The organism is Streptomyces sp. NPDC021212 (assembly GCF_044332925.1).
Lineage (GTDB): Bacteria > Actinomycetota > Actinomycetes > Streptomycetales > Streptomycetaceae > Streptomyces.
In genome coordinates, this window is record NZ_JBIRPZ010000026.1 from 54,485 (window position 1) to 77,134 (window position 22,650).

Consider the following 22,650-nt stretch of genomic DNA (forward strand, 5'->3'; position numbering starts at 1 on the left):
GCTGGCAGCAAGGGGCGCACTGTGATGGACCGGCTGCGTAGCTTCCCCGGCTTGTGTGCCTAGGGAGCCAATTGTGGATTGTAAGGCCAGTACGTCCGCTAGCCTGGGAAAATGCTGACCGAAGTCACGGCCACCCGCTATGTCACGCCCTTGCGTGAGGGCGGGTCGCTCCCCGGCATCGTCGAGGCCGACGATCTCGGCACGTACGTCATGAAGTTCATCGGCGCGGGCCAGGGCCGGAAGACCCTCGTCGCCGAGGTCATCTGCGGACAGCTGGGCCGTCGGCTGGGGCTGCGCGTCCCGGAGCTGGCGCGGATCCGGCTCGACCCGGTGATCGGGCTGAGTGAGCCGGACGAGGAGGTGCAGGCGCTGCTCAAGGCCAGCGGCGGGCTCAATCTGGGCATGGACTATCTGCCCGGTTCGCTCGGCTTCGATCCGCTGGCCTTCGAGGTGGGCGCGGCGGAGGCCGGGCGGGTGGTGTGGTTCGACGCGCTCGTCGGCAATGTGGACCGCTCCTGGCGCAACCCCAACCTGCTGGTGTGGCACGGCAAGCTGTGGCTCATCGACCATGGCGCCACGATGATCTGGCACCACAGCTGGCGCGGTCTGGACGTGGCCGCCACCAAGCCGTACGACGCCTCCGACCACGTACTCGCGTCCTTCGCCCCGGACGTGGCCGCGGCCGCGGCCACGCTCGCGCCGCGGATCACCGAGGAGTTGCTGACCGAGGTCACCGCCGACGTGCCCGACGAGTGGCTGGCCGACGAGCCCGGCTTCGACAGCCCGGACGCCGTGCGGCGCGCCTATGTGCGTGTGCTGGGCGAGCGGGCCGCGGCCGTGGGTGAAATGATCACGATCGGGGAGCGCTCCGGTGACGGGCCGTCGAAGGCTCCCGACTGGCTGCGCGTATGGGTCGACGGAAAGGCAGCGAAGTGAGCGGGCTGCACCAGGGCCGGGAAGTCTTCGAGTACGCGGTGGTGCGCGTCGTTCCCCGGGTGGAGCGCGGTGAGCTGATCAACGCGGGCGTCGTCGTCTACTGCCGTGCGACGTCCTTCGTGGCGGCCCGCACCCATCTGGACGAGACGCGGCTGCTCGCGCTCGACCCGTCGGCGGACGTGGCGGGCGTACGGGCCGCGCTGCACGCGGTGGAGGGCGTCTGCCGCGGCGGAGAGCAGGCAGGACAGGCGGCCGGTGATGCCCCGGGGCGGCGGTTCCGCTGGCTGGTCGCGCCGCGCTCCACGGTCGTCCAGCCGGGCCCGGTGCACACCGGGCTGACGACGGACGCGGAGGCGGAGGTCGAGCGGCTGCTCGACCTTCTGGTGCGCTGACGGGCGAGGGTGAGCAAGGGCATCACAGCGGGTCGTTGACAGGGGGCGGCGGGCCTCATAGCGTCTCGTCCACTGAAGAGACTAAGCGGTTGCTCACTGCCCGGTACCGGAACGGTGAGCCGCTACCCGAGGCGAGGAGAACCCGCATGTCCACCAACGAGCAGCGTGTCGCCATCGTGACGGGCGGGGCCCGCGGCATCGGCGCGGCGACCGCCGCGCGGCTGGCCGAGGAGGGCCGCGCCGTCGCCGTGCTCGACATCGACGAGGCGTCCTGCGCGGAGACCGTGGAGAAGATCACCGCGGCGGGTGGCAAGGCCATCGCCGTGGGCTGCGACGTGTCCGACGCGGGGCAGGTGGAGGCCGCGGTCGGGCGGGTCGCCGAGGAGCTGGGCGCGCCGACGATCCTGGTGAACAACGCCGGTGTGCTCCGCGACAATCTGCTCTTCAAGATGAGCGAGTCCGACTGGGACACCGTGATGAACGTGCATCTGCGGGGCGCGTTCCTGATGTCGCGCGCCTGTCAGAAGCACATGGTGGACGCCGGATTCGGACGGATCGTCAACCTCTCCAGCAGCTCGGCCCTCGGCAACCGCGGCCAGGTCAACTACTCCGCCGCCAAGGCCGGTATGCAGGGCTTCACCAAGACCCTCGCCATCGAGCTGGGCAAGTTCGGCGTCACCGCCAACGCCGTGGCGCCCGGCTTCATCGCCACCGACATGACCGCCGCCACCGCCGAGCGCGTCGGCATGGGCTTCGAGGACTTCCAGAAGGCGGCCGCGAGCCAGATCCCGGTGCAGCGCGTCGGCCAGCCGGACGACATCGCGAACGCCGTCGCCTTCTTCACCGGGGACGCCGCCGGGTTCGTCTCCGGCCAGGTGATGTACGTGGCCGGCGGACCGCTCAACTGATCAGGAGCTTGACGAACCCCATGACCAAAGAGATCGCATCGGACAGCGGGAAGGCCGCGCTCGTCACCGGGGCGAGCCGCGGCATAGGCTACGGAATCGCCGAGGCCATGGTGGCGCGCGGCGACCGGGTGTGCATCACCGGCCGCAACGAGGACGCCCTGAAGGAGGCCGTGGAGCGACTGGGTGCCGACCGCGTGATCGGCGTCCCCGGCAAGGCGCACGACGAGGCGCACCAGGCGGTCGCCGTCGAGCGCGCGATGGAGGCGTTCGGGCGCGTCGACTACCTCGTCAACAACGCCGGTACGAACCCGGTCTACTCGCCCATCGCCGACCTCGACCTCGCGGTGATGCGCAAGGTCTTCGAGACCAACGTCGTCTCGGCGCTCGGCTTCGCCCAGCAGACGTGGAAGGCGTGGCAGAAGGAGAACGGCGGCGCCATCGTCAACATCGCCTCGGTCGCCGGGATGTCCCCCTCGCCGTTCATCGCCGCGTACGGCGTGTCCAAGGCCGCGATGATCAACCTCACGGCGCAGCTCGCCCACGAGTTCGCGCCGGGCGTGCGGGTCAACGCGATCGCCCCCGCCGTGGTGAAGACGAAGTTCGCCACCGTCCTGTACGAGGGGCGGGAGGCGGAGGCCGCCGCCGCGTATCCGCTGGGGCGGCTCGGCGTGCCGGAGGACGTCGGGGGCGCGGCCGCGTTCCTCACCTCCGAGCAGGCCGCGTGGATCACCGGCCAGACGCTCGTCCTCGACGGCGGTATCTTCCTCAACGCGGGCGTCGGCTGACCGACCGCCACGGATCGGCGCCGCCACGGCTCGGCGCCGATCCGCATGAGGCGTTGTCAGTGGCCGCCGGTAGGTTCGTGCCCGTAAACGGAACACGACCGGAGGTTGTTGACGTGGCCTACGAGCTGCCCGAGTCCTGGCGCGGTGTCCTCGGCGAGGAGCTGGAGAAGCCCTATTTCAAGGAGCTCACCGAGTTCGTCGAGGAGGAGCGGGCGAAGGGGCCGGTGTACCCGCCGCGCGACGAGGTCTTCGCCGCCCTGGAGGCCACGCCCTACGACCAGGTGAAGGTGCTGGTCCTCGGGCAGGACCCGTACCACGGCGAGGGCCAGGGGCACGGGCTGTGCTTCTCGGTGCGGCCGGGCGTCAAAACCCCGCCGTCGCTGCGGAACATCTACAAGGAGATGAAGGAGGAGCTGGGCCACCCCGTCCCGGACAACGGCTATCTGATGCCGTGGGCCCGGCAGGGCGTCCTGCTGCTCAACGCGGTGCTGACGGTCCGGGGCGGCGAGGCCAACTCCCACAAGAGCAAGGGGTGGGAGAAGTTCACCGACGCGGTGATCCGCGCGGTCGCCGCCCGCCCCGACCCGGCCGTCTTCGTCCTGTGGGGGAACTACGCCCAGAAGAAGCTGCCGCTGATCGACGAGGAGCGGCACGCGGTGGTGAAGGGGGCGCACCCCTCGCCGCTGTCGGCGAAGAAGTTCTTCGGGTCGCGCCCCTTCACCCAGATCGACGACGCGGTGAAGGCCCAGGGCCACACGCCCATCGACTGGCGGATCCCCGACCTCGGACCGTCTCAGCCCAGCTCGTAGTCGAGGGCGTAACGGACGGCCTCGATGCCCTTCGGAGCGGTGAAGGAGCCCGCACCGGTGAGCCCTGCCAGCTCGCCGGTGCCCGAGCCCGGCACCACCTCGATGGTGCACTGCACGGTGCCGTCCTCGCCGAAGGTGCCGTGCTGAGCGAGGACGAAGCTGCCCCGGCGCCCGTCGAGCCGCCCGTCCACCAGCTCATGGCCCGAGAAGCCACCGGTGTTGTCGGCGAGGTAGACGATGGCGTACTGACAGGAGGTGCCGGACGCCGTGATCGCGCCCGAGTAGCCGTTGGTCACGGTGGCGTGGGCGAGCTTCGCTCCGCCCGCGGCCTCCCCGACCGGCTTCTCCTGCCAGTCGGCGAAGGTGAAGGTACCGGTGGCGTGCGTGGTCATGGCGGGTCCTTTCGATCAGGCCGTGCGCGGGTGCCCGTGCGCTGGTGAGAAGGATTCTGTCCGCCGTACCTGACATCTTCTGTCAGGTACGGGCGCACAATGGACCGCATGCGCGCCGACCGTCTGCTCTCCCTGCTCCTCCTTCTCCAGAACCGGGGCCGGATGACCGCGCCGGAGATCGCCGCGGAGCTGGAGGTGTCGGTCCGTACCGTCTACCGCGACATCGACGCCCTGAGCGCGTCCGGCGTGCCGGTGTACGCCGACCGCGGCCCGGCCGGCGGCTACCGGCTGCTGGACGGCTACCGCACCCGGCTGACCGGGCTCACCGGCGACGAGGCCGACTCGCTCTTCCTCGCCGGGATGCCAGGACCGGCCGCCGAACTGGGCCTCGGCGCGGACCTCACCACCGCCCAGCTCAAGCTGCGGGCCGCGCTGCCGCCCGAGCTGGACGAGCGGTCGCGCCGCATCCAGGAGCGCTTCCACCTCGACGCGCCCGGCTGGTTCCGGGACGCCGAGCCGGTGCCGTACCTCGCGGCGGCGGCCGAGGCCGCATGGCGGTGCCGGGTGCTGCGGGTGCACTACCGGCGCTGGCGCGGCGAGGTGCACCGCGATCTGCACGCGCTCGGCCTCGTCCTCAAGGGCGGTATCTGGTACCTGGTGGCCAGAGTGGAGGACACCATCCGCAGCTACCGGGTGGCGCGGATCCTGGCCGCCGAGGTGCTCCAGGACGTCTTCGAGCGCCCCGCCGGGTTCGATCTCGCCGCCTACTGGCAGGAGTCGGCGCGCGCCATGGAGGCCGCGCGTTTCCAGGGCGAGGCCGAACTGCTGCTGACCGAGCGGGGCCTGCGGCTGCTGCCGATGAAGTTCGGCGCGGTCGGCGCGGTGGCGGCCGACGGGGCGGGCCCGCCCGACGATCGGGGGAGGGCGCGGGTGGTGCTGCCGGTGGAGTCGCTGCCCGTCGCGGTCGACGACATGCTGCGGCTCGGCACCGACGCCGAGGTGCTGGGTCCGCCCGAGCTGCGGGCGGCCGTCGCCCGCGCCGTCACCGAACTGGCCGAGCGGTACTGGCCGCCGGACTGACCCGCCGGACTGACCCGATGGACCCGCCTGACGGGGGATGTACGGCTCCCCGGCTACCGTCGGCCGCAGGTACCGGCGGCGGGGCGCAGGCGGGAGGACCGGATGGGCGACGTACGGCGGGAGGCGCCGGAGGACGACGCCGTGCTGACCCGGATCGGGCAGGCGGTCATGCTGCACCGGGGCGGTGACCGCGAGGAGGCACGCAACCGGCTGGCCGCGCTGTGGCGGGAGATCGAGGGCGACGGTGACCCGTTCCACCGCTGCGCCCTCGCCCACTATCTCGCCGACACCCAGGACGATCCGGCCGATGAGCTCCTGTGGGACCTGCTGGCCCTGGCCGCGGCCGACGGGCCCGGCGCCCGCACCGCCGCCCCCCGGCTGCGCGCCCTCTACCCGGCCCTCCACCTCAACCTGGCCGCCGACTACGCGAAGCTCGGCCAGGAGGCGGCGGCGCGCAGCCAGCTGGCGCTGGCCCGGGGATACGCGGGCACGCTGGGCGACGATCCGTACGGGGACCGGGTGCGGGCCGGGATCGCGCGGCTGGCGCAGCGGCTCGCGATGTGAGCCCCGGTCGGTCGCCGGCCCCTGTCAGTCGCCCGTCACGCCGTCGATGCGCTCGCGGATGAGGTCGGCGTGGCCGTTGTGGCGGGCGTACTCCTCGATCATGTGGAGGTAGATCCAGCGCAGGTTGAAGTCCTCGCGGCGGTGGTCGCGCCGGGCGACGACCTCGTCCAGGGAGTGGCGGGCAGCGGCCGCGCGGGCCTCGGTGACCTCCTCCCGCCAGATCGCGAAGGCGGCCTCGCCGGTGTCCGCCTCGGTGACCCGGAAGTCGCCGTCCTGATCCTCCTCGCTGTACCAGATGGGCGGGGCGTCCTGGCCCTCCAGCACCCGCCGGAACCAGCTGCGCTCGACCTCGGCCATGTGCCGTACGAGCCCCAGCAGGCTGAGCCCGGACGGCGGCGCGGACGCCTCGCGCAGCTGCTTGTCGTCGAGTCCCTCGCATTTGAGGGCCAGGGTCGCGCGGTGGAAGTCCAGCCATCCTTCCAGGCTGGTGCGTTCATCGCCGGTGGTGGGCGCCTCTTGGCGTTCGGCAGTCGTCATGGGGAGCATCATGACGACCGGGCCACCGTCGCGCGACGGGTTATTGGCCCAGCATCCCGCGCAGAAGCTCCTCGAACCCGGCGCGCAGCGCGGCTCGTTCGGGGAGCGCGGCATGGTCGGCCCCGGCCGCGCAACTGAACATCTGCCCCTCGGACCAGGCGACGAGCGACTGGGCGTGCCGCCGCGGTTCGCCGGAGCCCACGGAGATCATCAGCGCCTCCAGCGGCTCGCGGAAGCCGCGTCCCGTCGCGTCGTAGAACTCCCGCAGCTCGGGCCGGCGGGTCGCCTCCAGCGCCAGTTCGTACCGAGCGATGAGCAGATCGCGCTGCTGGACGAGCGAGCGGTGCAGCGCGAGGGCGAGCGCGTCGGCCAGCGGGGGAATCGGATCGGCGGCGCCGCCGCCGAGCCCGCCGGGGCCGTCGCCCGGATGGGTCATCTCGCCGGGCCGCAGCACCTGTGCCTCCCGCTCGGCCAGCCGCCGGACGGCTGCCTTGAGCAGGGCGGCGCGGGTGCGGGCGTGGTTCGAGGTCGAGCCCGGCGGGAGCCCGGCCGCCTCGTCCACCGCCCGGTGCGTCAGCCCGCGCATGCCCCGCTCGGCCAGCAGGGCCAGGGCGCTGTCGGCGATCAGCTCGGCGCGGGATCCGCCCGGTGCGGGGGTGCGGGCGGGGGTGTGATCAACGGTCATACGCCAAACCTACCCTCCGTACTACAGGTGTAGTAGCCTCGGTGTCACTACACCTGTAGTGGACCCGGGAGGAATCATGGAACAGCCCCGTGCCGTCGTCATCGGTGCCGGAGTCGGCGGGCTCACCGCCGCCGCGGCCCTGCACCGCGGCGGCTGGTCCGTCACCGTCCTGGAGCGCGCCGCCACCCTCGACCCCGTGGGCGCCGGGATAGCGCTCGCCCCCAACGCCCAGCGCGCCCTCGACATCCTCGGCCTCGGCGACGACGTCCGGGCGCTGGCCGCCTGGCAGGGCGGCGGCGGGCTGCGCACCCCCGGCGGGCGGTGGCTGGCCCGCATGGACAGCGCGGCGGCGGCCGAGCGGTTCGGCGGCCCGGTGGTCCTGCTCCACCGCGCCACCCTCGTCGCGTTGCTCGCCTCCCGGCTGCCCGAGGGATGCGTACGCACCGGCGCCGCCGCCGAACTGGCCGACCCCGGCGACGCCCGCCGCCCGGCCCGGGTGGTCACGGCGGACGGGGAGCGCGAGGCCGACCTCGTGGTCGGCGCCGACGGCGTCCATTCGGCGGTCCGCCGCGCGCTCTTCCCCGGCCACCCCGGGCCCCGCTACGCCGGATTCACCACCTGGCGCGTCGTCGTCCCCGCCCCGGAGCGCCCCTTCGCACCCCATGAGACCTGGGGCCGGGGGCGGCTCTGGGGCAGTCAGCCGCTGCGGGACGGCCGGGTCTACGCGTACGCGGCGGCCTTCACCGCCCCCGGCGGGCGCGCCCCCGACGACGAGAAGGCCGAACTGCTCCGGCTCTTCGGCGACTGGCACCGGCCGGTCCCCGACATCCTCGCCGCCACCGAACCCGGCGCCGTCCTGCGCCACGACGTCCGGGCCATGACCGAACCGCTGCCCGCCCACCACCGGGGCCGGACCGCCCTCCTCGGCGACGCGGCCCACGCCATGGCCCCCACCCTGGGGCAGGGCGGCAACCAGGCCATCGAGGACGCCGTCGTCCTCGCCCACCATCTGTCACCGCACGTCGCCGACCCGGCGGCCGACCCGTCCGGTGCCCTTGCCGCGTACACCCGCGACCGGCTGCCGCGCACCACGGACGTCGTACGCCGTGCCGCGCGCGCCGCCCGCGCGATCTCCCTGACCAGCGCCCCCGCGGTCGCCCTCCGCAACACCGCCGTCGCGGCCGCCACCCGCCTCGCCCCCGGTCTGCTGCTGCGCGGCTTCGACGGCATCGCCGACTGGCGCCCCCCGGAACCGCAGGCCCCGGCGCTCCGGCGGCCGTCCTGAGTAGGGTGGACGCGGCCACCGGGCCCGGCGAGTGGAACACCAGGAGGCATCGTGAGGGTCGGCTGCATCGGTCTGGGCGACATCGCGCAGAAGGCCTATCTGCCCGTGCTCATGGCGCGGCCCGGTCTTGAGCCGCATCTGCACACCCGCACCCCCGCCACCCTCCAGCGGGTCGCCGACACCCACCGGGTGCCCGAGGCCCAGCGCCACGCCACCCTCGACTCGCTGCTCGCGGCGGACCTGGACGCCGCGTTCGTGCACGCCCCGACAGCCGAGCACGCCGGGCTCGTCACCCGGCTCCTCGACGCCGGGGTGCCCACCTACGTCGACAAGCCGCTCGCGTACGAACTCGGCCACAGCGAGCGGCTGGTGCGGCTGGCCGAGGACCGCGGCGTCAGCCTGATGGTCGGCTTCAACCGGCGCTACGCCCCCGGGTACGCGCAGTGCCTGGACCATCCGCGCGATCTGATCCTGATGCAGAAGAACCGCGTCGGCCTCCCGGAGGTCCCGCGCACCCTCGTCCTGGACGACTTCATCCACGTCGTCGACACCCTGCGCTTCCTCGTTCCCGGCCCGGTGGACCACATCGACGTGACGGCCAGGAGCCGCGACGGGCTGCTGCACCACGTCGTCCTCCAGCTGGCCGGCGACGGGTTCACCGCGCTCGGCGTGATGAACCGGATGAGCGGCTCCACCGAGGAGATCCTGGAGGTCTCCGGCCAGGACACCAAGCGGCAGGTGACCAACCTCGCCGAGATCGTGGACCACAAGGGGCAGCCGAGCGTGCGCCGCCGCGGCGACTGGGTGCCGGTCGCCCGGCAGCGCGGCATCGAGCAGATCACCGACGCCTTCCTCGACGCCGTGCGCACCGGCAGGCGCCTCGGCGCCGAGGACGCGCTGCGCACCCATGAACTGTGCGAGCGGGTGATCAGGGACGCCGAGGGCTTCGGGAACGGCGCCTGACCGCCTCAGGTCCCTTACGACAGCGGCGCGCCCCTTCGGCTCACTCGCCGCGCCCCCTCCACCACGCCGTAAGCGGCGAGCGCGGCCAGCGCCGCGTACACCGTCAGCGGCCCGGTCCGCACGTACGGGCTGGTGCCCTTCGCCAGCGGCACCGAGTACACCGTCGCCGCGCTCGCGTCGGTGCCCATCCGCCCGCCCACCGGCTCGCCCCGCGGGCCGAAGACCGCGCTGACCCCGGTCAGCGTCGCGTGGACCATCGGCCGCCCGGTCTCGGCGGCGCGCAGCGCGGCCAGCGTGGCGTGCTGCTCGGGCGCCCAGCTCTGCTGGAACGTCGAGGTCGCCGACTGGACGACCAGCACCTGCGCCCCGCGCCGCGCCAGATTGCGGCTCATGTCCGGGAACGCCGACTCGAAGCAGACCTCCGGCCCGATCCGCAGGCCCCCCGGCAGCCGCATCACGGTCTGCTCGGTGCCGCGATGCCGGTCCTCACCGGCCGCCTTGCCCACCGAGGTGGCCCAGCCCAGCAGCGGCCGGGCCGGGATGTACTCGCCGAACGGGACCAGCCGCATCTTGTCGTAGCGCTGCCCGGTCGGACCGTTCGGCCCGATCAGCACCGAACTCTTGTAGATCCCCGGCCGGTCGCTGCGCCGCGCGTCCACGTTGACCAGCAGGTCGGCGCCCACCGAACGGGACAGCGCGCCCAGCCGCTTCCCCAGCTCCGGCCGGTTGCCGAGATCCGTGCCGACGCTGCTCTCGCCCCACACCACGAGGTCCGGATGGCGGCCGGCCAGCTGCCGGGTCAGCTCGACGCTGCGCTCGAGACGCGGCGTCGGCCCCTTGATCACCCCGGGCTGCACCACCGCGATCCGCGTGGTCCCGGTCGCCTGCGGCACCGGCGCCCACGCCCACACCCCGGCCGCCGCGGCGCCGCACGCGGTGAGCCCGGCCGCCGCGACGGTACGGGCCCGGGGCAGCGCGATCAGCAGGGTGAGCGCGACGTTCACCATGACCAGCAGGAAGCCGATCAGCCACACCCCGCCCACCGACGCCAGCCGCAGCGCCACCGGCACCTGCCACTGGCTCGCCCCCAGCAGCGCCCAGGGCCCGCCGAGGTACTGCCAAGACCGTACGAGCTCGGCCAGCAGCCACGCCGACGGCAGCAGCACCAGCGCGGCGCCCGCCCGGCCGGGTCCCGGATGGCCGTGCAGCAGCCGGTGCGTCAGCGCGCCGAACGGCATCCACAACAGTCCCAGCAGCAGCGCCAGCAGCACGATGAAGACGTGCAGGCTCGGCAGCAGCCAGTGGTGTGCCGCGAGCAGGAACCCGGCCCCGCCCAGCCAGCCGTCGTACGCCGCTCGCCGGACCGTGGGCGCGGAGCGCGTCAGCAGCAGCCAGGGCACCAGGGCGACGTACGCGAACCACCACAGCGACGGCGCGGGAAACGACAGCGCGGGCAGCGCGCCCGCGAACACCGCGGCGCCGCCGCGCATCCACCGGGAGGCGAGCCGCCGCCTCCACCGGCCCCCTTCGCCGTCCTCGTCGCCGTCCCCTTCGCGCACGCCGAATGCCCCCCTCCCGTTGGCACAGGACCAGTGTGCGGGAGGGAAGGGATCATGGATAGGGCGGGTATGCGCCGGAGTGTGCCTCATGCCCGGCCCGGAAGGTCTTGTTCGGCCCAGATGAGCTTGCCGCCCTCGGTGTAGCGGGTGCCCCAGCGGCGGGTCATCTGCGCGACGAGGAACAGGCCGCGGCCGCCCTCGTCGGTGGTACGGGCGTGGCGCAGCCGCGGGGAGGTGTTGCTGGCGTCCGCGACCTCGCAGATCAGCACCTCGTGCCGGATCAGCCGCAGCCGGATGGGGCCGGTGCCGTGCCGTATGGCGTTGGTGACCAGCTCACTCACGATCAGCTCGGTGGTCATCACCAGCTCCTCCAGGCCCCATTCGGCGAGCTGGTGGAGGGCGAGGGAGCGGGCGTTCGCGACCACGGCAGGATCGGAGGGCAGGTCCCAGGAGACGACGTGGCCCGCGCCGAGGGTGTTGGTACGAGCCAGCAGCAGCGCCACGTCGTCCGACTGCGGACGGGTCAGCAGGGTGTCGATGACCGTCGAGCACAGCTCCTCCAGCGGCAGCCCGGGCTGGGCCAGGGCGTTGCTCAGCCGGCCGAGCCCGACGTCGATGTCCTGGTCGCAGGTCTCGATGAGGCCATCTGTGAACAGCGCGATCAGACTGCCCGCGGGCAGCTCCAGCTCCGCCGACTCGAACGGCAGCGAACCGAGCCCCAGCGGGGGACCGGCGGGCAGCGGCGGGTAGGAGACCGCGCCGCCGGGGTCCACCACCGCGGGCATGGGATGGCCGGCCCTGGCCATCGTGCAGCGCCGGGTGACCGGGTCGTACACCGCGTACAGACACGTGGCGCCCAGCACCGCCGCGCCCACCCCCTCCTGGGCGGACTCCTCCTCGGTGAGCCGGATGACCAGGTCGTCCAGATGGGCCAGCAGCTCCTCGGGTGGCAGGTCCATGTCGGCGAGGGTGTGCACGGCCGTGCGCAGTCGGCCCATGGTGGCCGCCGCGGTGATGCCGTGCCCGACCACGTCCCCGACCACCAGCGCCACCCGGGCCCCGGACAGCGGGATGACGTCGAACCAGTCGCCGCCGACCCCGTTGCGCGCGTCGGTCGGCAGATAGCGCGAGGCCACCTCGAGGGCCTGGCCGCCGGACAGGGCGTGCGGCAGCAGACTGCGCTGCAGCGCGAGGGCCGCGGTGTGCTCGCGGCTGTAGCGGCGGGCGTTGTCCACGCACAGCGCGGCGCGCGTCACCAGCTCCTCGGCGAGCACCAGATCGTCCGCCTCGAAGGGGTCCGGATGCCGGGTGCGGACGAACGAGGCCACGCCCAGGATGGTGCCGCGCGCGCAGATCGGGACCACCATCAGGGAGCCCATCCCGAACTCGCGGACCTTCCGCGTCCGGGCCGGGTCGTCGTCGGCCCACGCGCCCAGCGAGGCGTCCAGCTCCGGGTCCAGGATGGCCTCCCCCTCCAGGAAGCTGCACGCGAACGGCGACTCGGGGGAGATGGCGACCGCGTCCCCGGGTGCCGCGATCGACTCCGGACAGCCCTCGTGGATGGAGGCCTGACCCGCCCGCCGGAACGGGGGCAGGACCCGGGCCCGCTGGGCCGAGGGCTCCTCGCCGCGCAGCACGGAGTCCAGCAGGTCGACGGTGACGAAGTCGGCGAGCCGGGGCACCGCGAACTCGGCCAGCTCCTGCGCGGTGCGCATCACGTCCAGGGTGCTGCCGATGTGCTCGCTGGCCTCGCTGAGCAGGGCCAGCCGCTCCCGGGCGCGCCAGCGGTCGGTGACGTCGATGCCCATGTAGCAGACGCCGACCGGATGGCCGTCCGCGTCGTCGAGGCGGAAGAAGGAGGTCGAGTACGCGTGCTCGTGGTGCGGCTCGGCCATGGTCCAGCCGCGGTACTCGTAGTCGATCACCGGGACGCCGGTCTCCAGCACCTGGCGCATCTTCGCCTCCAGGGCCGCGGTGTCCAGGCCCGGCAGCGAGTCCGCCATCCGGCGGCCCAGCCGCTGGTCGCGCGGGACGCCGCCGTAGCGCTCCAGGGTGTCGTTCATCCACACGTACCGCAGGTCCGGGCTGAGCACGGCCATGCCGATGGGGGAGCGGGTCAGGAACGCCTGGAGCAGCGATCCGCTGACCGCCCAGGTCGGGATCGTCGCCACGTCGATCGCCGAGATCAGCCAGCAGGTGCCGTCGCCCAGCCCGGTGACCGGGGAGACCCGCAGGCCGACCGCGAGCCGGTGGCCGGCCTGGTGCCGGACCTCCAGCAGCCCGCCCCAGCCGCCGTGCTCGGCGCACTGCTCGGCGATGGACACCGCCTTCGCGGCGTCCTCCGGGGCCGCCAGCAGCATCGTGGCGGGCCGCTTCAGCACCTCCGGCGCCGGATAGCCGAGCAGCCGTTCCGCCGCCGTGGTCCAGCCGACGACGGTCCCCGTGGCATCGAGCAGGGCCGTCGCCGCATCGGCCATGTCGAACGGGACATGCGCTTCGGTCGGCGCGATTCCCTCGGGAATGGCCATCGCACCCGTCCCATCTACGCAGATATTTCCCTTAATACTATGACTCCTGGGCCTCCCCGGTGGTCAATCGTGCGACGACCAGGGCGAGCAGGATGATCCCGCCGTAGATCGCCTGGATCCAGAAGGACGACACCTGGGCGAGGGTGAGCAGGTTCTCCAGCATGCCCAGCAACAGGGTCCCCAGCAGCGCCCCCAGCAGGGAGCCCCGGCCGCCGCGGAGGCTGATGCCGCCGATCACCGCGGCCGCGAACACCGTGAAGATCAGCCCGCTGCCCTGGTTGGCGCCCACCGCGCCGACCCGCCCCGCGATGACCAGACCGGCCAGCCCCGCCAGCGCACCGCCGACCATCAGCACCGTCCAGCCCACCCGCGCGGTACGGATGCCCGCAGCCCGGGCGGCCGGGGTGCTGCCGCCGATCGCGTACACCGCGCGGCCCAGCCGGTGGTAGCGCAGCACGAACCCGGCCAGCGCGAAGCACAGCGCGGTCACCCACACCGAGACCGGCACCCCCAGCCACTCCCGCGAGCCGAGGAAGAAGAACGCGTCCGGCGCGTTGAACAGCGTCTTGCCGGAGACCAGGCCGATCAGCACGCCGCGCAGCACGATGTTCATCGCCAGCGTCACGATGAACCCGTTGAGCCCGAGCCCCACGATCAGCGCCCCGTTGACCGCCCCGATCCCCGCGCCCGCCAGCGGGATGACCAGCAGCCCCACCCAGGTGGGCAGCTCGGTGCCGAAGCCGGAGGAGGAGGCCGGGATGACGACCAGGAAGCCGAGGGCGGGGGCCAGGCCCGCGATCGACTCCAGGGAGAGATCCATCCTGCCGCTGATCAGGATCATCGCCTCGGCGAGCACCAGAAGCCCGAGCGCCGAGGACGCCCCGAGGATGTTCACCAGGTTGTCCCGGTCGAGGAAGTCGGGGTTGCCGACCGCGCCGATGACCAGCAGCAGGACCACCGCGGGCAGCAGCGCCAGATCGCGGATCCGGCCCGGGGCCAGGCGCCGGGCGCGGCCGGCCCGCGGCGCGGCGAGGTCATTCATGGGCATCGTCCGAGGGCGTCATTCATGGGCGTCATCCATGGCCGAGTGCGACCCCTTCGATCGAGGCGACGAGTTCCCGGTCGGTCCAGCCCGCCCGGTGGGTGACGGTGACGAAGCCGCCCACCATCACCAGCACCCGGTCACAGGCCCGCAGATCCCCCAGCTGGTCGGAGACGATCAGCACCGCGCGCCCCTCGGTTCGGGCCCGCAGCGCGGTCTCCAGCAGATCGCGCTGGGACCGTACGTCCACCCCCGCCGTCGGGTCGATCAGCACCAGCACCCGGGGATCCGTGGCCAGCGCCCGGGCCATGACGACCTTCTGCTGGTTGCCGCCGGACAGCGCGGTCACCGGCTGGGCCGGGCCCCGGGTGGTGATGCCGAGCCGTTCGATGGCGCGGCGCGCCACCGCGTCCCGGGCGGACGGCCGGATCAGTCCCCGGGGGCCGAGCCGGTCGCCGATGGGCAGCGTGATGTTGTCGGCCACCGACAGCTGCGGGATCAGTCCCTGCGTCCGCCGGTCGCGCGGCACACAGCCGACCCCGGCGGCGAGCGCCGCGGTCACGCTGCCGGTCCGCAGCGGACGGCCGAAGATCTCGATCCGGCCGGCGGTCGGCCGGTGCAGCCCGGCCAGCGCCTCGCCCAGCTGATGGCTGCCCGAGCCGGCGAGCCCGGCAAGGCCCACCACCTCACCGGCCCCGACGGTGAGGCCGACATCGTGGAAGGCCGCGCTGCTGAGCCGCTCGACCCGCACCGCCACCGGCCCCGAGGGGCCCGGCCGGGGCGCCGCGCCGGGCCGGGCGGGGGCGGCCGGTTCGCCGGTCATCTCCTCGATCAGGGCCCGGGTGGGCAGTTCGCCGACGGGCGCGGTGACGATCCTGCGGGCGTCCCGGAGGACGGTGACGGCCTGGCAGACCTCGTACACCTCGCGCAGATGGTGCGAGATGTGCAGAAACGTGACCCCGGAGTCCTGGAGCCGCCGCATGTGCGCGAACAGCCGCGCCGTCGCCCGGCTGTCGAGCTGCGCCGTGGGCTCGTCCAGGATGACGAAGCGGGTGCCCCGGGAGAGCGCCCGCGCGATCTCCACCATCTTGGCGTCCTCGACGCTCAGATCCCCGGCCCGCGCGCCCTCGTGCACGGGGACGCCCCACGCGTCCAGCAGCGCGCGGGCCCGGCGGCGGGTCCCCCGCCAGCTGATCACCGAGGTGCGGGGGAGGACCGGCTGATGGCCCAGGAACAGGTTCTCCGCCACCGTCAGATCGTTGATGATCATGGACTGCTGGTAGACGCAGGCCACCCGGCGGCGCCAGGCCGCCCGGTCCGCGGCGGCGGGGGCGGGCCGTCCCTCGAACCACACCGTGCCCGCGTCCGGCCGCTCCAGCCCCGTGAGTACGGCCACCAGCGTGGACTTGCCCGCGCCGTTGCGCCCGACCAGGGCGTGGGTCTCGCCCGTCCGGACGGTGATCCCCGCCTCCCGCAGGGCCACCGTCGGCCCGTACCGCTTGGTGATCCCGCGCGCCTCGCACAGCGGTGGCCGCCCGGTGGCCATCCCCTCCGTGCTCATCCGCGGTTGCCCCACAGGGCGGGGTCGTTCACATTGGCCCGGGTCACCAGCGGGGCCGGAAGCTGATCCTCCAGGATGCCTCCGCGCACTTCGACGATCGTGCTGTGGTGATCGGTCCGGCCCTTCCGGAACGGCCTCCCGGCCATGGCCCGCTTGATGTAGGCCATGGCGTACCGGGCGTACAGATCGACGGGCTGGGAGACGGTCGCGTCGATCCACCCCTTGCGGATCGCGTCCAGCTCCTGCGGGATCCCGTCGTTGGAGACGATCGCGATGTGGCCGCGACGGCCCCGGGGGCGCAGCGCCCCATGGCGTTGCAGCGTCCGCAGCGTGGGCGCGAGGTACACGCCGCCGGCCTGCAGATAGATGCCCTTGATGTCCGGATTGGCGCTGTAGAGCGCCTCCAGCCCGGCCGCCGCCTGGTCCGCCTGCCACCCGGCGGCGATGTCGAGGACCCTGATGTGCGGGTAGTGGCGCCGCATGCACGCGCTGAACGCGGCGGTGCGGTCGCGCCCGTTGACCGACGCCAGGTCGCCCTCGATCTGCACCACCTTGCCGCGCCCCCGCACGGCCCGCCCGAGGCTCCGGCACGCCTTCTCGCCGTACGCCCGGTTGTCGGCCCGGACCACGATCGCCACCTTGCCCCGGTCGGGTGCCACGTCGACCGCCACGACCGGGACGTGCCGCCGCTGCGCGGCCTGCAACGCGGTGACGATGGCGGCCGAGTCGATGGGGGAGACGACCAGGCCGTCGACGTTCTGGGCGAGCAGATTGCGGACGTCGCTGACCTGCCGGCTCGCGTCGTTGTTGGAGTTCACCGTCGGCAGCGCCCGGACGCCCTCCTTGGCGGCCTGCCGCGGGATGTCGTGGTCGTACGCCTCCCAGAACGGCGAGGTGAGGAACGGCACCACCACGCCCACCCGCCGCCCGCCGCCGGCCCCCTCGGAGCAGCCCGCGGCGGCCGGGCCGCAGACCAGCGCGAGGGCCGCGGCGGCGGTGGCGAGGCGGTGGCGCGTCGTGCGCATCGTGCTCCCGGCTCCAGGTCACGGAACGGCTGTGGCGACCATAAGCCCGCCCGCCGCCCGTCCCCCGGGGGGCGCGCCGCGCCGACCCCAACCAAGGGGCTCTGCCCCCTGGGCCCCCGGACGCCCTTCGGGCGTGTCCTCAAGCTCCCCCAGCTACCGCTGGGAGGTGCCCCCTGGACGGGCTGGTTTCCAGCCCGTCCGGCGCTTGAGGACCGGGGCCCGGGGCGGAGCCCCGGTTGTGGGGAGGGGCGGGCAGGGGAACAACCCGCGGCAGCCGAGCCGCACGCCGCCCTCACGACCACGCGGCCCCGTCGGGGTAGGCGTACGCCCGCAGGGCCTCCGGCCGCAGGGCCGAGCTGAAGCCGGGGGCGGTGGGGGCGCGGTAGCGGCCGTCGGTGACGATCGCCGGGTCGAGGAAGTGCTCGTGCAAATGGTCGACGTATTCGACGGCCCGGTCCCGCCGGGTGCCCGAGACCGCGACGTAGTCGAACATGGCCAGGTGCCGGACCAGCTCGCACAGCCCGGCACCGCCCGCGTGCGGCCACACCGGAATCCCGAACTCGGCGGCCAGCAACAGGATCGCGAGGTTCTCGTTGACCCCGCCGACCCGGCACGCGTCCAGCTGCAGCACATCGAGGGCACCCGCTTGCAGCAGCTGCTTGAAGACGACCCGGTTGGCGGCGTGCTCGCCCGCCGCGACCTTCACGGGTGCGACGGCGCGACGGATCGCCGCCAGCCCGATGATCTCGTCGGGACTGGTGGGCTCCTCGATCCAGTACGGGGCGAACCGGGCCAGCGCCCGGGTGCGCTCGACCGCCTCGTCGACCTCCCAGCGCTGGTTGGCGTCGAGCGCCAGCCGGATGTCCGGGCCGATGGCCTCGCGTGCGATCCGGCAGCGCCGGATGTCGTCGCCGGGGTCGGCGCCGACCTTGAGCTTGATCTGGGTGAAGCCGTCGGCGACGGCCGCCCGCGCGGTCCGGGCGAGCCGGTCGTCGTCGTAGCCGAGCCAGCCGCAGGAGGTGAGGTACGCCGGGTAGCCCTCGGCCCGCAGCCGGGCCTCGCGCGCGGCCTTGCCGGGGGCGGCGCGGCGCAGGATCCGCAGGGCGTCGTCCGGGGTCAGCGCGTCGGCGAGGTAGCGGAAGTCGGTCAGCGCGACCAACTCCTCCGGGCTCAGGTCGGACAGCAGCTTCCACAGCGGTTTGCCCGCCCGCTTGGCGGCGAGGTCCCACAGGGCGTTCATCACCGCGGCGACGGCCATGTGGGTGACGCCCTTCTCGGGGCCCAGCCAGCGCAGCTGCCCGTCGTCGGCGAGGGTCCGGTAGAGGTGGGCCAGACCGGCGGGCAGGCCGGGCAGTTCGGCGCCGATCAGCAGCGGGCGCAGCGCGTCGATCGCCGCGACCTCGACCTCGTTGCCGCGGCCGATGGTGAAGCAGAAGCCGTGGCCCTCCAGGCCGTCCCCGGCGTCGGTGCGGACGATCACGTACGCGGTCGAGTAGTCCGGGTCGGGGTGGGTGGCGTCCGAGCCGTGGTGCCCGCGTGAGGTGGGGAAGCGGATGTCGTGGGTGTCGAGCGCCGTGATCCGCGTCCTCGTCGCCCCCACCGCCCTCGTGGCGGGTCCTCGTACCGTCGCCATCGCGCGTCACACCTCGTCCCTTCGCCCCTCAGTCGCAGTCTCCGGCCTGGACGGTGAAAAGTCCATATGCCCATAAAACGGGCGTCTGCTGGCCGGTTTCCTTCGCTGCGTCGGCCGAATCATTCGCCGCGTCAAACCCTTGACAACGCTTTGGTGCCCGGCTCAGGATCCTCGGGTGAACTTGTCAGACAGCCAGACAGGCGCTGAATCGTTTCCTCGCCGAGTGAGCGCCATGGAAGCGGTACTCGGCCACCTTCGGAACGCCATCGAGCGCGGCGACTACGCGGTGGGGGACAAACTCCCCTCCGAGGCCGAGCTGTGCCGTCGCCTGGAGGTGAGCCGGCCGGTGCTCCGTGAGGCTCTGCGGGCCTTGCAGACCATGGGGCTCACCGCCTCGCGCACCGGCAAGGGCACGTTCGTCATCTCCAGCGGTCCGGTGGAAGATCCTACCTTCGGCGACTACGCCGCGAGCGACCTGCTGGAAGTGCGTCGGCACATTGAGATCCCCGTCGCGGGGTACGCGGCCCTGCGCCGCTCCGCCGAGGACCTCGATCACCTGGCCCATCTGCTGAACCGGATGGAGCAGGAGACCGACACCACCGCCTGGGTGGCGATGGACACCACGTTCCATCTCGCCGTCGCCCAGGCGGCGCAGAACCCGGTCTTCCGCAAGGTCATCGAGGAGATCCGCGATGCCCTGGCACGGCAGTCGGCATTTCTCAACGAACTCGGCGGCCGCCGGGAGCAGTCCAACCGAGAACACCGGGCGATCGTCGAGGCGCTCGCCGACGGGTCCGAACCCGACGCGGTGGCGGCGATGACCCACCACCTCGAACGGGTCGAGACCACCCTGACCTCTATCGTGCGCCCCGCTTCGGCGGACGACGGCGTGTGACACGAACCAACGGAAGGCGGACAGCAGGCGTGAGCGAGCAGTCCCTCCGGCAGGAAGAACGCCGCGACCACGGGCCCGATCAGCCCCAGCATGTCGACGCCGGCGACGCCGGTTACAGCAAGTCCCTCAAGGCCCGGCATGTCAACATGATCGCCATCGGCGGTGCCATCGGCACCGGGCTGTTTCTCGGCGCCGGAGGGCGCCTGAAGGACGCCGGGCCCTCGCTGGCCCTGGCGTACGCGCTCTGCGGCCTCTTCGCCTTCCTGGTGGTGCGGGCCCTCGGCGAGCTGGTGCTGCACCGGCCGTCCTCGGGCGCGTTCGTCTCCTACGCCCGGGAGTTCCTCGGCGAGAAGGGCGCCTACGTCGCCGGGTGGATGTACTTCCTCAACTGGTCCACCACCGGCATCGCCGACATCACCGCCGTCGCGACCTACACCCACTACTGGGGCATGTTCACCGACGTCCCGCAGTGGGTGGTCGCGCTCATCGCGCTCGCCGTCGTGCTGTCGGTGAACCTCATCTCCGTGAAGATCTTCGGTGAGCTGGAGTTCTGGTTCGCCATCATCAAGGTCGGCGCGCTCGTCGTCTTCATGGCGATCGGCATCTTCCTGCTGGTCAGCCGCCACCCGGTGGACGGCCACACCACCGGCCCCAGCCTGATCACCGAGCACGGCGGCCTGTTCCCGCACGGCGCGCTGCCCATGCTGCTGGTCATCCAGGGCGTCGTCTTCGCCTACGCCTCCGTCGAGCTCGTCGGCGTCACCGCGGGCGAGACCCTGGAGCCCGAGAAGATCATGCCCAAGGCGATCAACTCCATCATGTGGCGCGTCGCCGTCTTCTACGTCGGCTCCGTGGTGCTGCTCTCCATGCTGATGCCCTCCGGCGCCTTCTCCGCCGAGCAGAGCCCGTTCGTCACCGTGCTCTCCAAGCTCGGCGTGCCCGCGGCCGGCGGCGTGATGAACCTCGTCGTCCTCACCGCCGCGATGTCCAGCCTCAACTCCGGCCTCTACTCCACCGGCCGGATCCTGCGCTCGATGGCCATGGCGGGCTCCGCGCCCAAGTTCACCGGCGCGATGAGCCGCACCCAGGTCCCGTACGGAGGCATCCTCCTCACCTCCGGCATCTGTGTGCTGGGCGTCGGCCTCAACTACGTCGTGCCCAGCGAGGCGTTCGAGATCGTGCTCAACTTCGCGGCGCTCGGTATCCTCTCCACCTGGGCGATGATCATGATCTGTCATCTGCTCTTCTGGCGCCGCGCCCAGGCCGGCCACCTCACCCGGCCCGGCTACCGGCTGCCCGGCTCGCCGTACACCGAAATCGTCACCCTCGGCTTCCTCGCCTCCGTCCTGGTCCTGATGTGGGCCGACGGCGGACCCAGCCGGCTCACCGTCATGGCCTTCCCGGCGATCGGGCTGGTGCTGGTCATCGGCTGGTTCTTCACCAGGAGCCGGGCGGCCGCCCGCGACGGCGCGGCGACGGCCGGGCAATAGCCGCGGCGACGGCCGGGCAGTTGAGCGGCCCGGCCGGCCAGCCGTCCCGACCAGGCGGACGCACCACCCCCTGAACCACCCCCGACGACCGGAGCATCACCACCACCATGAACCACACCACCGGGCAGCACACCGACGACGCTCGCCACACCCCGGCCGGGCCCCCCGTCATCCGCGAACCCCGCCATGTGCCGCTCGCCCATGTCGTACGTGCCGGTGTGATCGAGGGCGTGCACCACGGGTCGGCGGTCGTCCTGGCCGCCGACGGCCGGGTCGCGTTCCAGGCCGGCGACATCGACGCGGCGTTCTACCCGCGGTCCGCGCTCAAGCCCGTACAGGCCGTCGCCCTGCTGCGCGCCGGGCTGCCGCTGGACGGCGAGCTGCTCTCGCTCACCGCCGCCAGCCACTCCGGGCAGGACAACCATCTGGCCGGTTCCCGGCGCATCCTGCAGCAGGCCGGCCTCTCCGAGGACCAGCTGCGCAACACCCCCGACCTGCCGTACGGCTCCGCCATGCGCGAGCGGTGGCTGCGGGCCGACCGCCAACCCTCCCGGCTGGCCCAGAACTGCTCCGGCAAGCACGCCGCGATGCTCTACACGGCGAAGCTGCGCGGCTGGTCGCTGGAGGACTACCTCGACCCCGCCCACCCGCTCCAGCAGGTGATAGCCGAGACCGTGGAGGAGCTGACCGGACAGCGCGTCGCCCAGGTGACCGTCGACGGCTGCGGCGCGCCGCTGTTCTCCGTCTCCCCGCTCGGTCTCGCCCGCGCCGCCGCCGCCCTCGCCTCGGCCGCCCCGGACACCCCCGAGGGCCGGGTCGCGGACGCCATGCGCACCTACCCCGAGATGGCGTCCGGCGACGACCGGGACGTCGCCCGGCTGATGCGCAAGGTCCCCGGACTGCTCGCCAAGGACGGCTTCGAAGGCGTGCAGATGGCCGGGCTGTCCGACGGCCGGGCCCTCGTCGTCAAGATCGCCGACGGGGCCGACCGTGCCCGGATGCCGGTCACCGCGGCAGCCCTCGCCCACTGCGGCATCGACCCCGAGATCCTCACCGAATTCGCCACCACCCCGGTCCACGGCGGCGGCACCACGGTCGGCCGCCTCCACGCCACCGACGCCCTCGCCCTGCCCGCCGTCTGATCCGCCACCCACCGTGACCCAAGGAATGCAAGCCAGCCATGACCGCTGACTCAGGCCACCGCCGCGAACACGACCTGCTCGGCGACCGGGACGTGCCCGCCGACGCCTACTGGGGCATCCACACCCTGCGCGCCTCCGAGAACTTCCCCATCACCGGCACCTCCATCGCCGCCTACCCGCACCTCATCAACGCCCTGGCCGCCGTCAAGGAGGCCGCGGCCCGCGCCAACGAGGACCTGGGCCTGCTCTCCTCGCTCAAGGCCGACGCCATCGCCGCCGCCTGCCAGGAGATACGCCACGGTGAACTGCACGACCAGTTCGTCGTGGACGTGATCCAGGGCGGCGCCGGGACCTCGACGAACATGAACGCCAACGAGGTCATCGCCAACCGGGCGCTGGAGATCCTGGGCCACGGAAAGGGCGAGTACGGGATCCTCCA

Annotated in this window: 22 protein-coding genes; 13 read left to right on the forward strand and 9 right to left on the reverse strand. The window is 72.9% G+C overall.

The annotated features are described in order from the left end of the window. Nucleotides 1-111: 111 nt before the first annotated feature. From ACH4SI_RS41085 to ung, 5 genes are all read left to right on the forward strand, one after another. Nucleotides 112-936 (forward strand): HipA family kinase, encoded by an 825-nt coding sequence (locus ACH4SI_RS41085; protein WP_398305833.1) that lies wholly within the window; start codon nucleotides 112-114, stop codon nucleotides 934-936. Then, nucleotides 909-1,328: a DUF3037 domain-containing protein gene (locus ACH4SI_RS41090; protein WP_398305836.1), complete on the forward strand. Its 420-nt coding sequence runs from the start codon at nucleotides 909-911 to the stop codon at nucleotides 1,326-1,328. The genes ACH4SI_RS41085 and ACH4SI_RS41090 overlap by 28 nt, the downstream gene beginning before the upstream one ends. A gap of 146 nt (nucleotides 1,329-1,474) precedes the next feature. Next, the gene (gene fabG / locus ACH4SI_RS41095) at nucleotides 1,475-2,236 is read left to right on the forward strand and encodes a 3-oxoacyl-ACP reductase FabG (RefSeq protein WP_398305839.1); all 762 of its coding nucleotides are present in this window, start codon (nucleotides 1,475-1,477) and stop codon (nucleotides 2,234-2,236) included. 20 nt (nucleotides 2,237-2,256) lie between these two features. Further along, nucleotides 2,257-3,021, forward strand: a complete 765-nt coding sequence (locus ACH4SI_RS41100) for an SDR family oxidoreductase (protein ID WP_398305842.1) — start codon at nucleotides 2,257-2,259, stop codon at nucleotides 3,019-3,021. Nucleotides 3,022-3,134: 113 nt separating this feature from the next. After that, on the forward strand, nucleotides 3,135-3,830 hold the full coding sequence (ung, locus tag ACH4SI_RS41105; protein WP_398305845.1) for a uracil-DNA glycosylase: 696 nt from the start codon (nucleotides 3,135-3,137) through the stop codon (nucleotides 3,828-3,830). Here the strand turns inward: ung and ACH4SI_RS41110 are convergent. Next, complete coding sequence (locus tag ACH4SI_RS41110; RefSeq protein ID WP_398305848.1) at nucleotides 3,815-4,222, reverse strand: DUF3224 domain-containing protein; 408 nt, start codon at nucleotides 4,220-4,222, stop codon at nucleotides 3,815-3,817. The genes ung and ACH4SI_RS41110 overlap by 16 nt on opposite strands. Nucleotides 4,223-4,321: 99 nt before the next feature. Here ACH4SI_RS41110 and ACH4SI_RS41115 point away from each other — a divergent pair, with 99 nt between their 5' ends. Further along, a complete protein-coding gene (locus ACH4SI_RS41115) occupies nucleotides 4,322-5,302 on the forward strand; it encodes a helix-turn-helix transcriptional regulator (protein WP_398305851.1) in 981 nt (326 codons plus the stop codon). Nucleotides 5,303-5,404: 102 nt separating this feature from the next. Next, the gene (locus ACH4SI_RS41120; protein WP_398305854.1) at nucleotides 5,405-5,866 is read left to right on the forward strand and encodes a hypothetical protein; all 462 of its coding nucleotides are present in this window, start codon (nucleotides 5,405-5,407) and stop codon (nucleotides 5,864-5,866) included. A gap of 24 nt (nucleotides 5,867-5,890) precedes the next feature. Here the strand turns inward: ACH4SI_RS41120 and ACH4SI_RS41125 are convergent, their stop codons facing one another. Both ACH4SI_RS41125 and ACH4SI_RS41130 read right to left on the reverse strand, forming a co-directional pair. Then, entirely contained in the window at nucleotides 5,891-6,403 is a 513-nt protein-coding gene (locus ACH4SI_RS41125; protein ID WP_398305857.1) for a DinB family protein, read from the reverse strand. Between the two features lie 40 nt (nucleotides 6,404-6,443). After that, on the reverse strand, nucleotides 6,444-7,088 hold the full coding sequence (locus ACH4SI_RS41130; RefSeq protein ID WP_398305860.1) for a TetR/AcrR family transcriptional regulator: 645 nt from the start codon (nucleotides 7,086-7,088) through the stop codon (nucleotides 6,444-6,446). Between the two features lie 76 nt (nucleotides 7,089-7,164). Between ACH4SI_RS41130 and ACH4SI_RS41135 the strand changes: the two genes are divergently transcribed. Continuing rightward, nucleotides 7,165-8,373: an FAD-dependent monooxygenase gene (locus ACH4SI_RS41135; RefSeq protein ID WP_398305863.1), complete on the forward strand. Its 1,209-nt coding sequence runs from the start codon at nucleotides 7,165-7,167 to the stop codon at nucleotides 8,371-8,373. Nucleotides 8,374-8,424: 51 nt separating this feature from the next. Further along, the gene (locus ACH4SI_RS41140; RefSeq protein WP_398305866.1) at nucleotides 8,425-9,336 is read left to right on the forward strand and encodes a Gfo/Idh/MocA family protein; all 912 of its coding nucleotides are present in this window, start codon (nucleotides 8,425-8,427) and stop codon (nucleotides 9,334-9,336) included. Between the two features lie 14 nt (nucleotides 9,337-9,350). Here ACH4SI_RS41140 and lnt read toward each other — a convergent pair whose 3' ends face one another. The 6 genes from lnt to ACH4SI_RS41170 form a co-directional block, all read right to left on the reverse strand. Then, on the reverse strand, nucleotides 9,351-10,826 hold the full coding sequence (gene lnt / locus ACH4SI_RS41145; protein WP_398305899.1) for an apolipoprotein N-acyltransferase: 1,476 nt from the start codon (nucleotides 10,824-10,826) through the stop codon (nucleotides 9,351-9,353). 155 nt (nucleotides 10,827-10,981) lie between these two features. Then, the gene (locus ACH4SI_RS41150; protein WP_398305869.1) at nucleotides 10,982-13,423 is read right to left on the reverse strand and encodes a SpoIIE family protein phosphatase; all 2,442 of its coding nucleotides are present in this window, start codon (nucleotides 13,421-13,423) and stop codon (nucleotides 10,982-10,984) included. Between the two features lie 37 nt (nucleotides 13,424-13,460). Beyond that, nucleotides 13,461-14,465, reverse strand: a complete 1,005-nt coding sequence (locus tag ACH4SI_RS41155) for an ABC transporter permease (protein WP_398305902.1) — start codon at nucleotides 14,463-14,465, stop codon at nucleotides 13,461-13,463. A 31-nt stretch (nucleotides 14,466-14,496) separates the two neighbouring features. Further along, nucleotides 14,497-16,011 carry a sugar ABC transporter ATP-binding protein gene (locus tag ACH4SI_RS41160; RefSeq protein WP_398305905.1) on the reverse strand — a complete coding sequence of 505 codons (1,515 nt, stop codon included), beginning with the start codon at nucleotides 16,009-16,011 and terminating at the stop codon, nucleotides 14,497-14,499. Nucleotides 16,012-16,022: 11 nt separating this feature from the next. Then, nucleotides 16,023-17,051, reverse strand: coding sequence for a sugar ABC transporter substrate-binding protein (locus ACH4SI_RS41165; protein WP_398305872.1), 1,029 nt, complete (start codon nucleotides 17,049-17,051; stop codon nucleotides 16,023-16,025). A gap of 292 nt (nucleotides 17,052-17,343) precedes the next feature. Next, nucleotides 17,344-18,684 (reverse strand): enolase C-terminal domain-like protein, encoded by a 1,341-nt coding sequence (locus tag ACH4SI_RS41170; protein WP_398305875.1) that lies wholly within the window; start codon nucleotides 18,682-18,684, stop codon nucleotides 17,344-17,346. A gap of 175 nt (nucleotides 18,685-18,859) precedes the next feature. Here ACH4SI_RS41170 and ACH4SI_RS41175 point away from each other — a divergent pair, with 175 nt between their 5' ends. From ACH4SI_RS41175 to ACH4SI_RS41190, 4 genes are all read left to right on the forward strand, one after another. After that, the gene (locus ACH4SI_RS41175; protein WP_398305878.1) at nucleotides 18,860-19,579 is read left to right on the forward strand and encodes a FadR/GntR family transcriptional regulator; all 720 of its coding nucleotides are present in this window, start codon (nucleotides 18,860-18,862) and stop codon (nucleotides 19,577-19,579) included. Nucleotides 19,580-19,608: 29 nt separating this feature from the next. Beyond that, nucleotides 19,609-21,069: an amino acid permease gene (locus tag ACH4SI_RS41180; RefSeq protein WP_398305881.1), complete on the forward strand. Its 1,461-nt coding sequence runs from the start codon at nucleotides 19,609-19,611 to the stop codon at nucleotides 21,067-21,069. Between the two features lie 107 nt (nucleotides 21,070-21,176). After that, nucleotides 21,177-22,211: an asparaginase gene (locus ACH4SI_RS41185; RefSeq protein ID WP_398305884.1), complete on the forward strand. Its 1,035-nt coding sequence runs from the start codon at nucleotides 21,177-21,179 to the stop codon at nucleotides 22,209-22,211. A gap of 38 nt (nucleotides 22,212-22,249) precedes the next feature. Further along, nucleotides 22,250-22,650 (forward strand): lyase family protein (locus tag ACH4SI_RS41190; RefSeq protein ID WP_398305887.1); only part of this gene is annotated, 401 nt, incomplete at its 3' end.

Coding starts and splice junctions, on each gene's coding strand:
- ACH4SI_RS41085 (WP_398305833.1), top strand. CDS start 112: ATGCTGACCGAAGTCACGGCCACCCGCTATGTCACGCCCTTGCGTGAG.
- ACH4SI_RS41090 (WP_398305836.1), top strand. CDS start 909: ATGGGTCGACGGAAAGGCAGCGAAGTGAGCGGGCTGCACCAGGGCCGG.
- fabG (WP_398305839.1), top strand. CDS start 1,475: ATGTCCACCAACGAGCAGCGTGTCGCCATCGTGACGGGCGGGGCCCGC.
- ACH4SI_RS41100 (WP_398305842.1), top strand. CDS start 2,257: ATGACCAAAGAGATCGCATCGGACAGCGGGAAGGCCGCGCTCGTCACC.
- ACH4SI_RS41110 (WP_398305848.1), bottom strand. CDS start 4,222: ATGACCACGCACGCCACCGGTACCTTCACCTTCGCCGACTGGCAGGAG.
- ACH4SI_RS41115 (WP_398305851.1), top strand. CDS start 4,322: ATGGACCGCATGCGCGCCGACCGTCTGCTCTCCCTGCTCCTCCTTCTC.
- ACH4SI_RS41120 (WP_398305854.1), top strand. CDS start 5,405: ATGGGCGACGTACGGCGGGAGGCGCCGGAGGACGACGCCGTGCTGACC.
- ACH4SI_RS41125 (WP_398305857.1), bottom strand. CDS start 6,403: ATGACGACTGCCGAACGCCAAGAGGCGCCCACCACCGGCGATGAACGC.
- ACH4SI_RS41130 (WP_398305860.1), bottom strand. CDS start 7,088: ATGACCGTTGATCACACCCCCGCCCGCACCCCCGCACCGGGCGGATCC.
- ACH4SI_RS41135 (WP_398305863.1), top strand. CDS start 7,165: ATGGAACAGCCCCGTGCCGTCGTCATCGGTGCCGGAGTCGGCGGGCTC.
- lnt (WP_398305899.1), bottom strand. CDS start 10,826: ATGCGCGGCGGCGCCGCGGTGTTCGCGGGCGCGCTGCCCGCGCTGTCG.
- ACH4SI_RS41150 (WP_398305869.1), bottom strand. CDS start 13,423: ATGGCCATTCCCGAGGGAATCGCGCCGACCGAAGCGCATGTCCCGTTC.
- ACH4SI_RS41155 (WP_398305902.1), bottom strand. CDS start 14,465: ATGAATGACCTCGCCGCGCCGCGGGCCGGCCGCGCCCGGCGCCTGGCC.
- ACH4SI_RS41160 (WP_398305905.1), bottom strand. CDS start 16,011: ATGGCCACCGGGCGGCCACCGCTGTGCGAGGCGCGCGGGATCACCAAG.
- ACH4SI_RS41165 (WP_398305872.1), bottom strand. CDS start 17,051: ATGCGCACGACGCGCCACCGCCTCGCCACCGCCGCCGCGGCCCTCGCG.
- ACH4SI_RS41170 (WP_398305875.1), bottom strand. CDS start 18,684: ATGGCGACGGTACGAGGACCCGCCACGAGGGCGGTGGGGGCGACGAGG.
- ACH4SI_RS41185 (WP_398305884.1), top strand. CDS start 21,177: ATGAACCACACCACCGGGCAGCACACCGACGACGCTCGCCACACCCCG.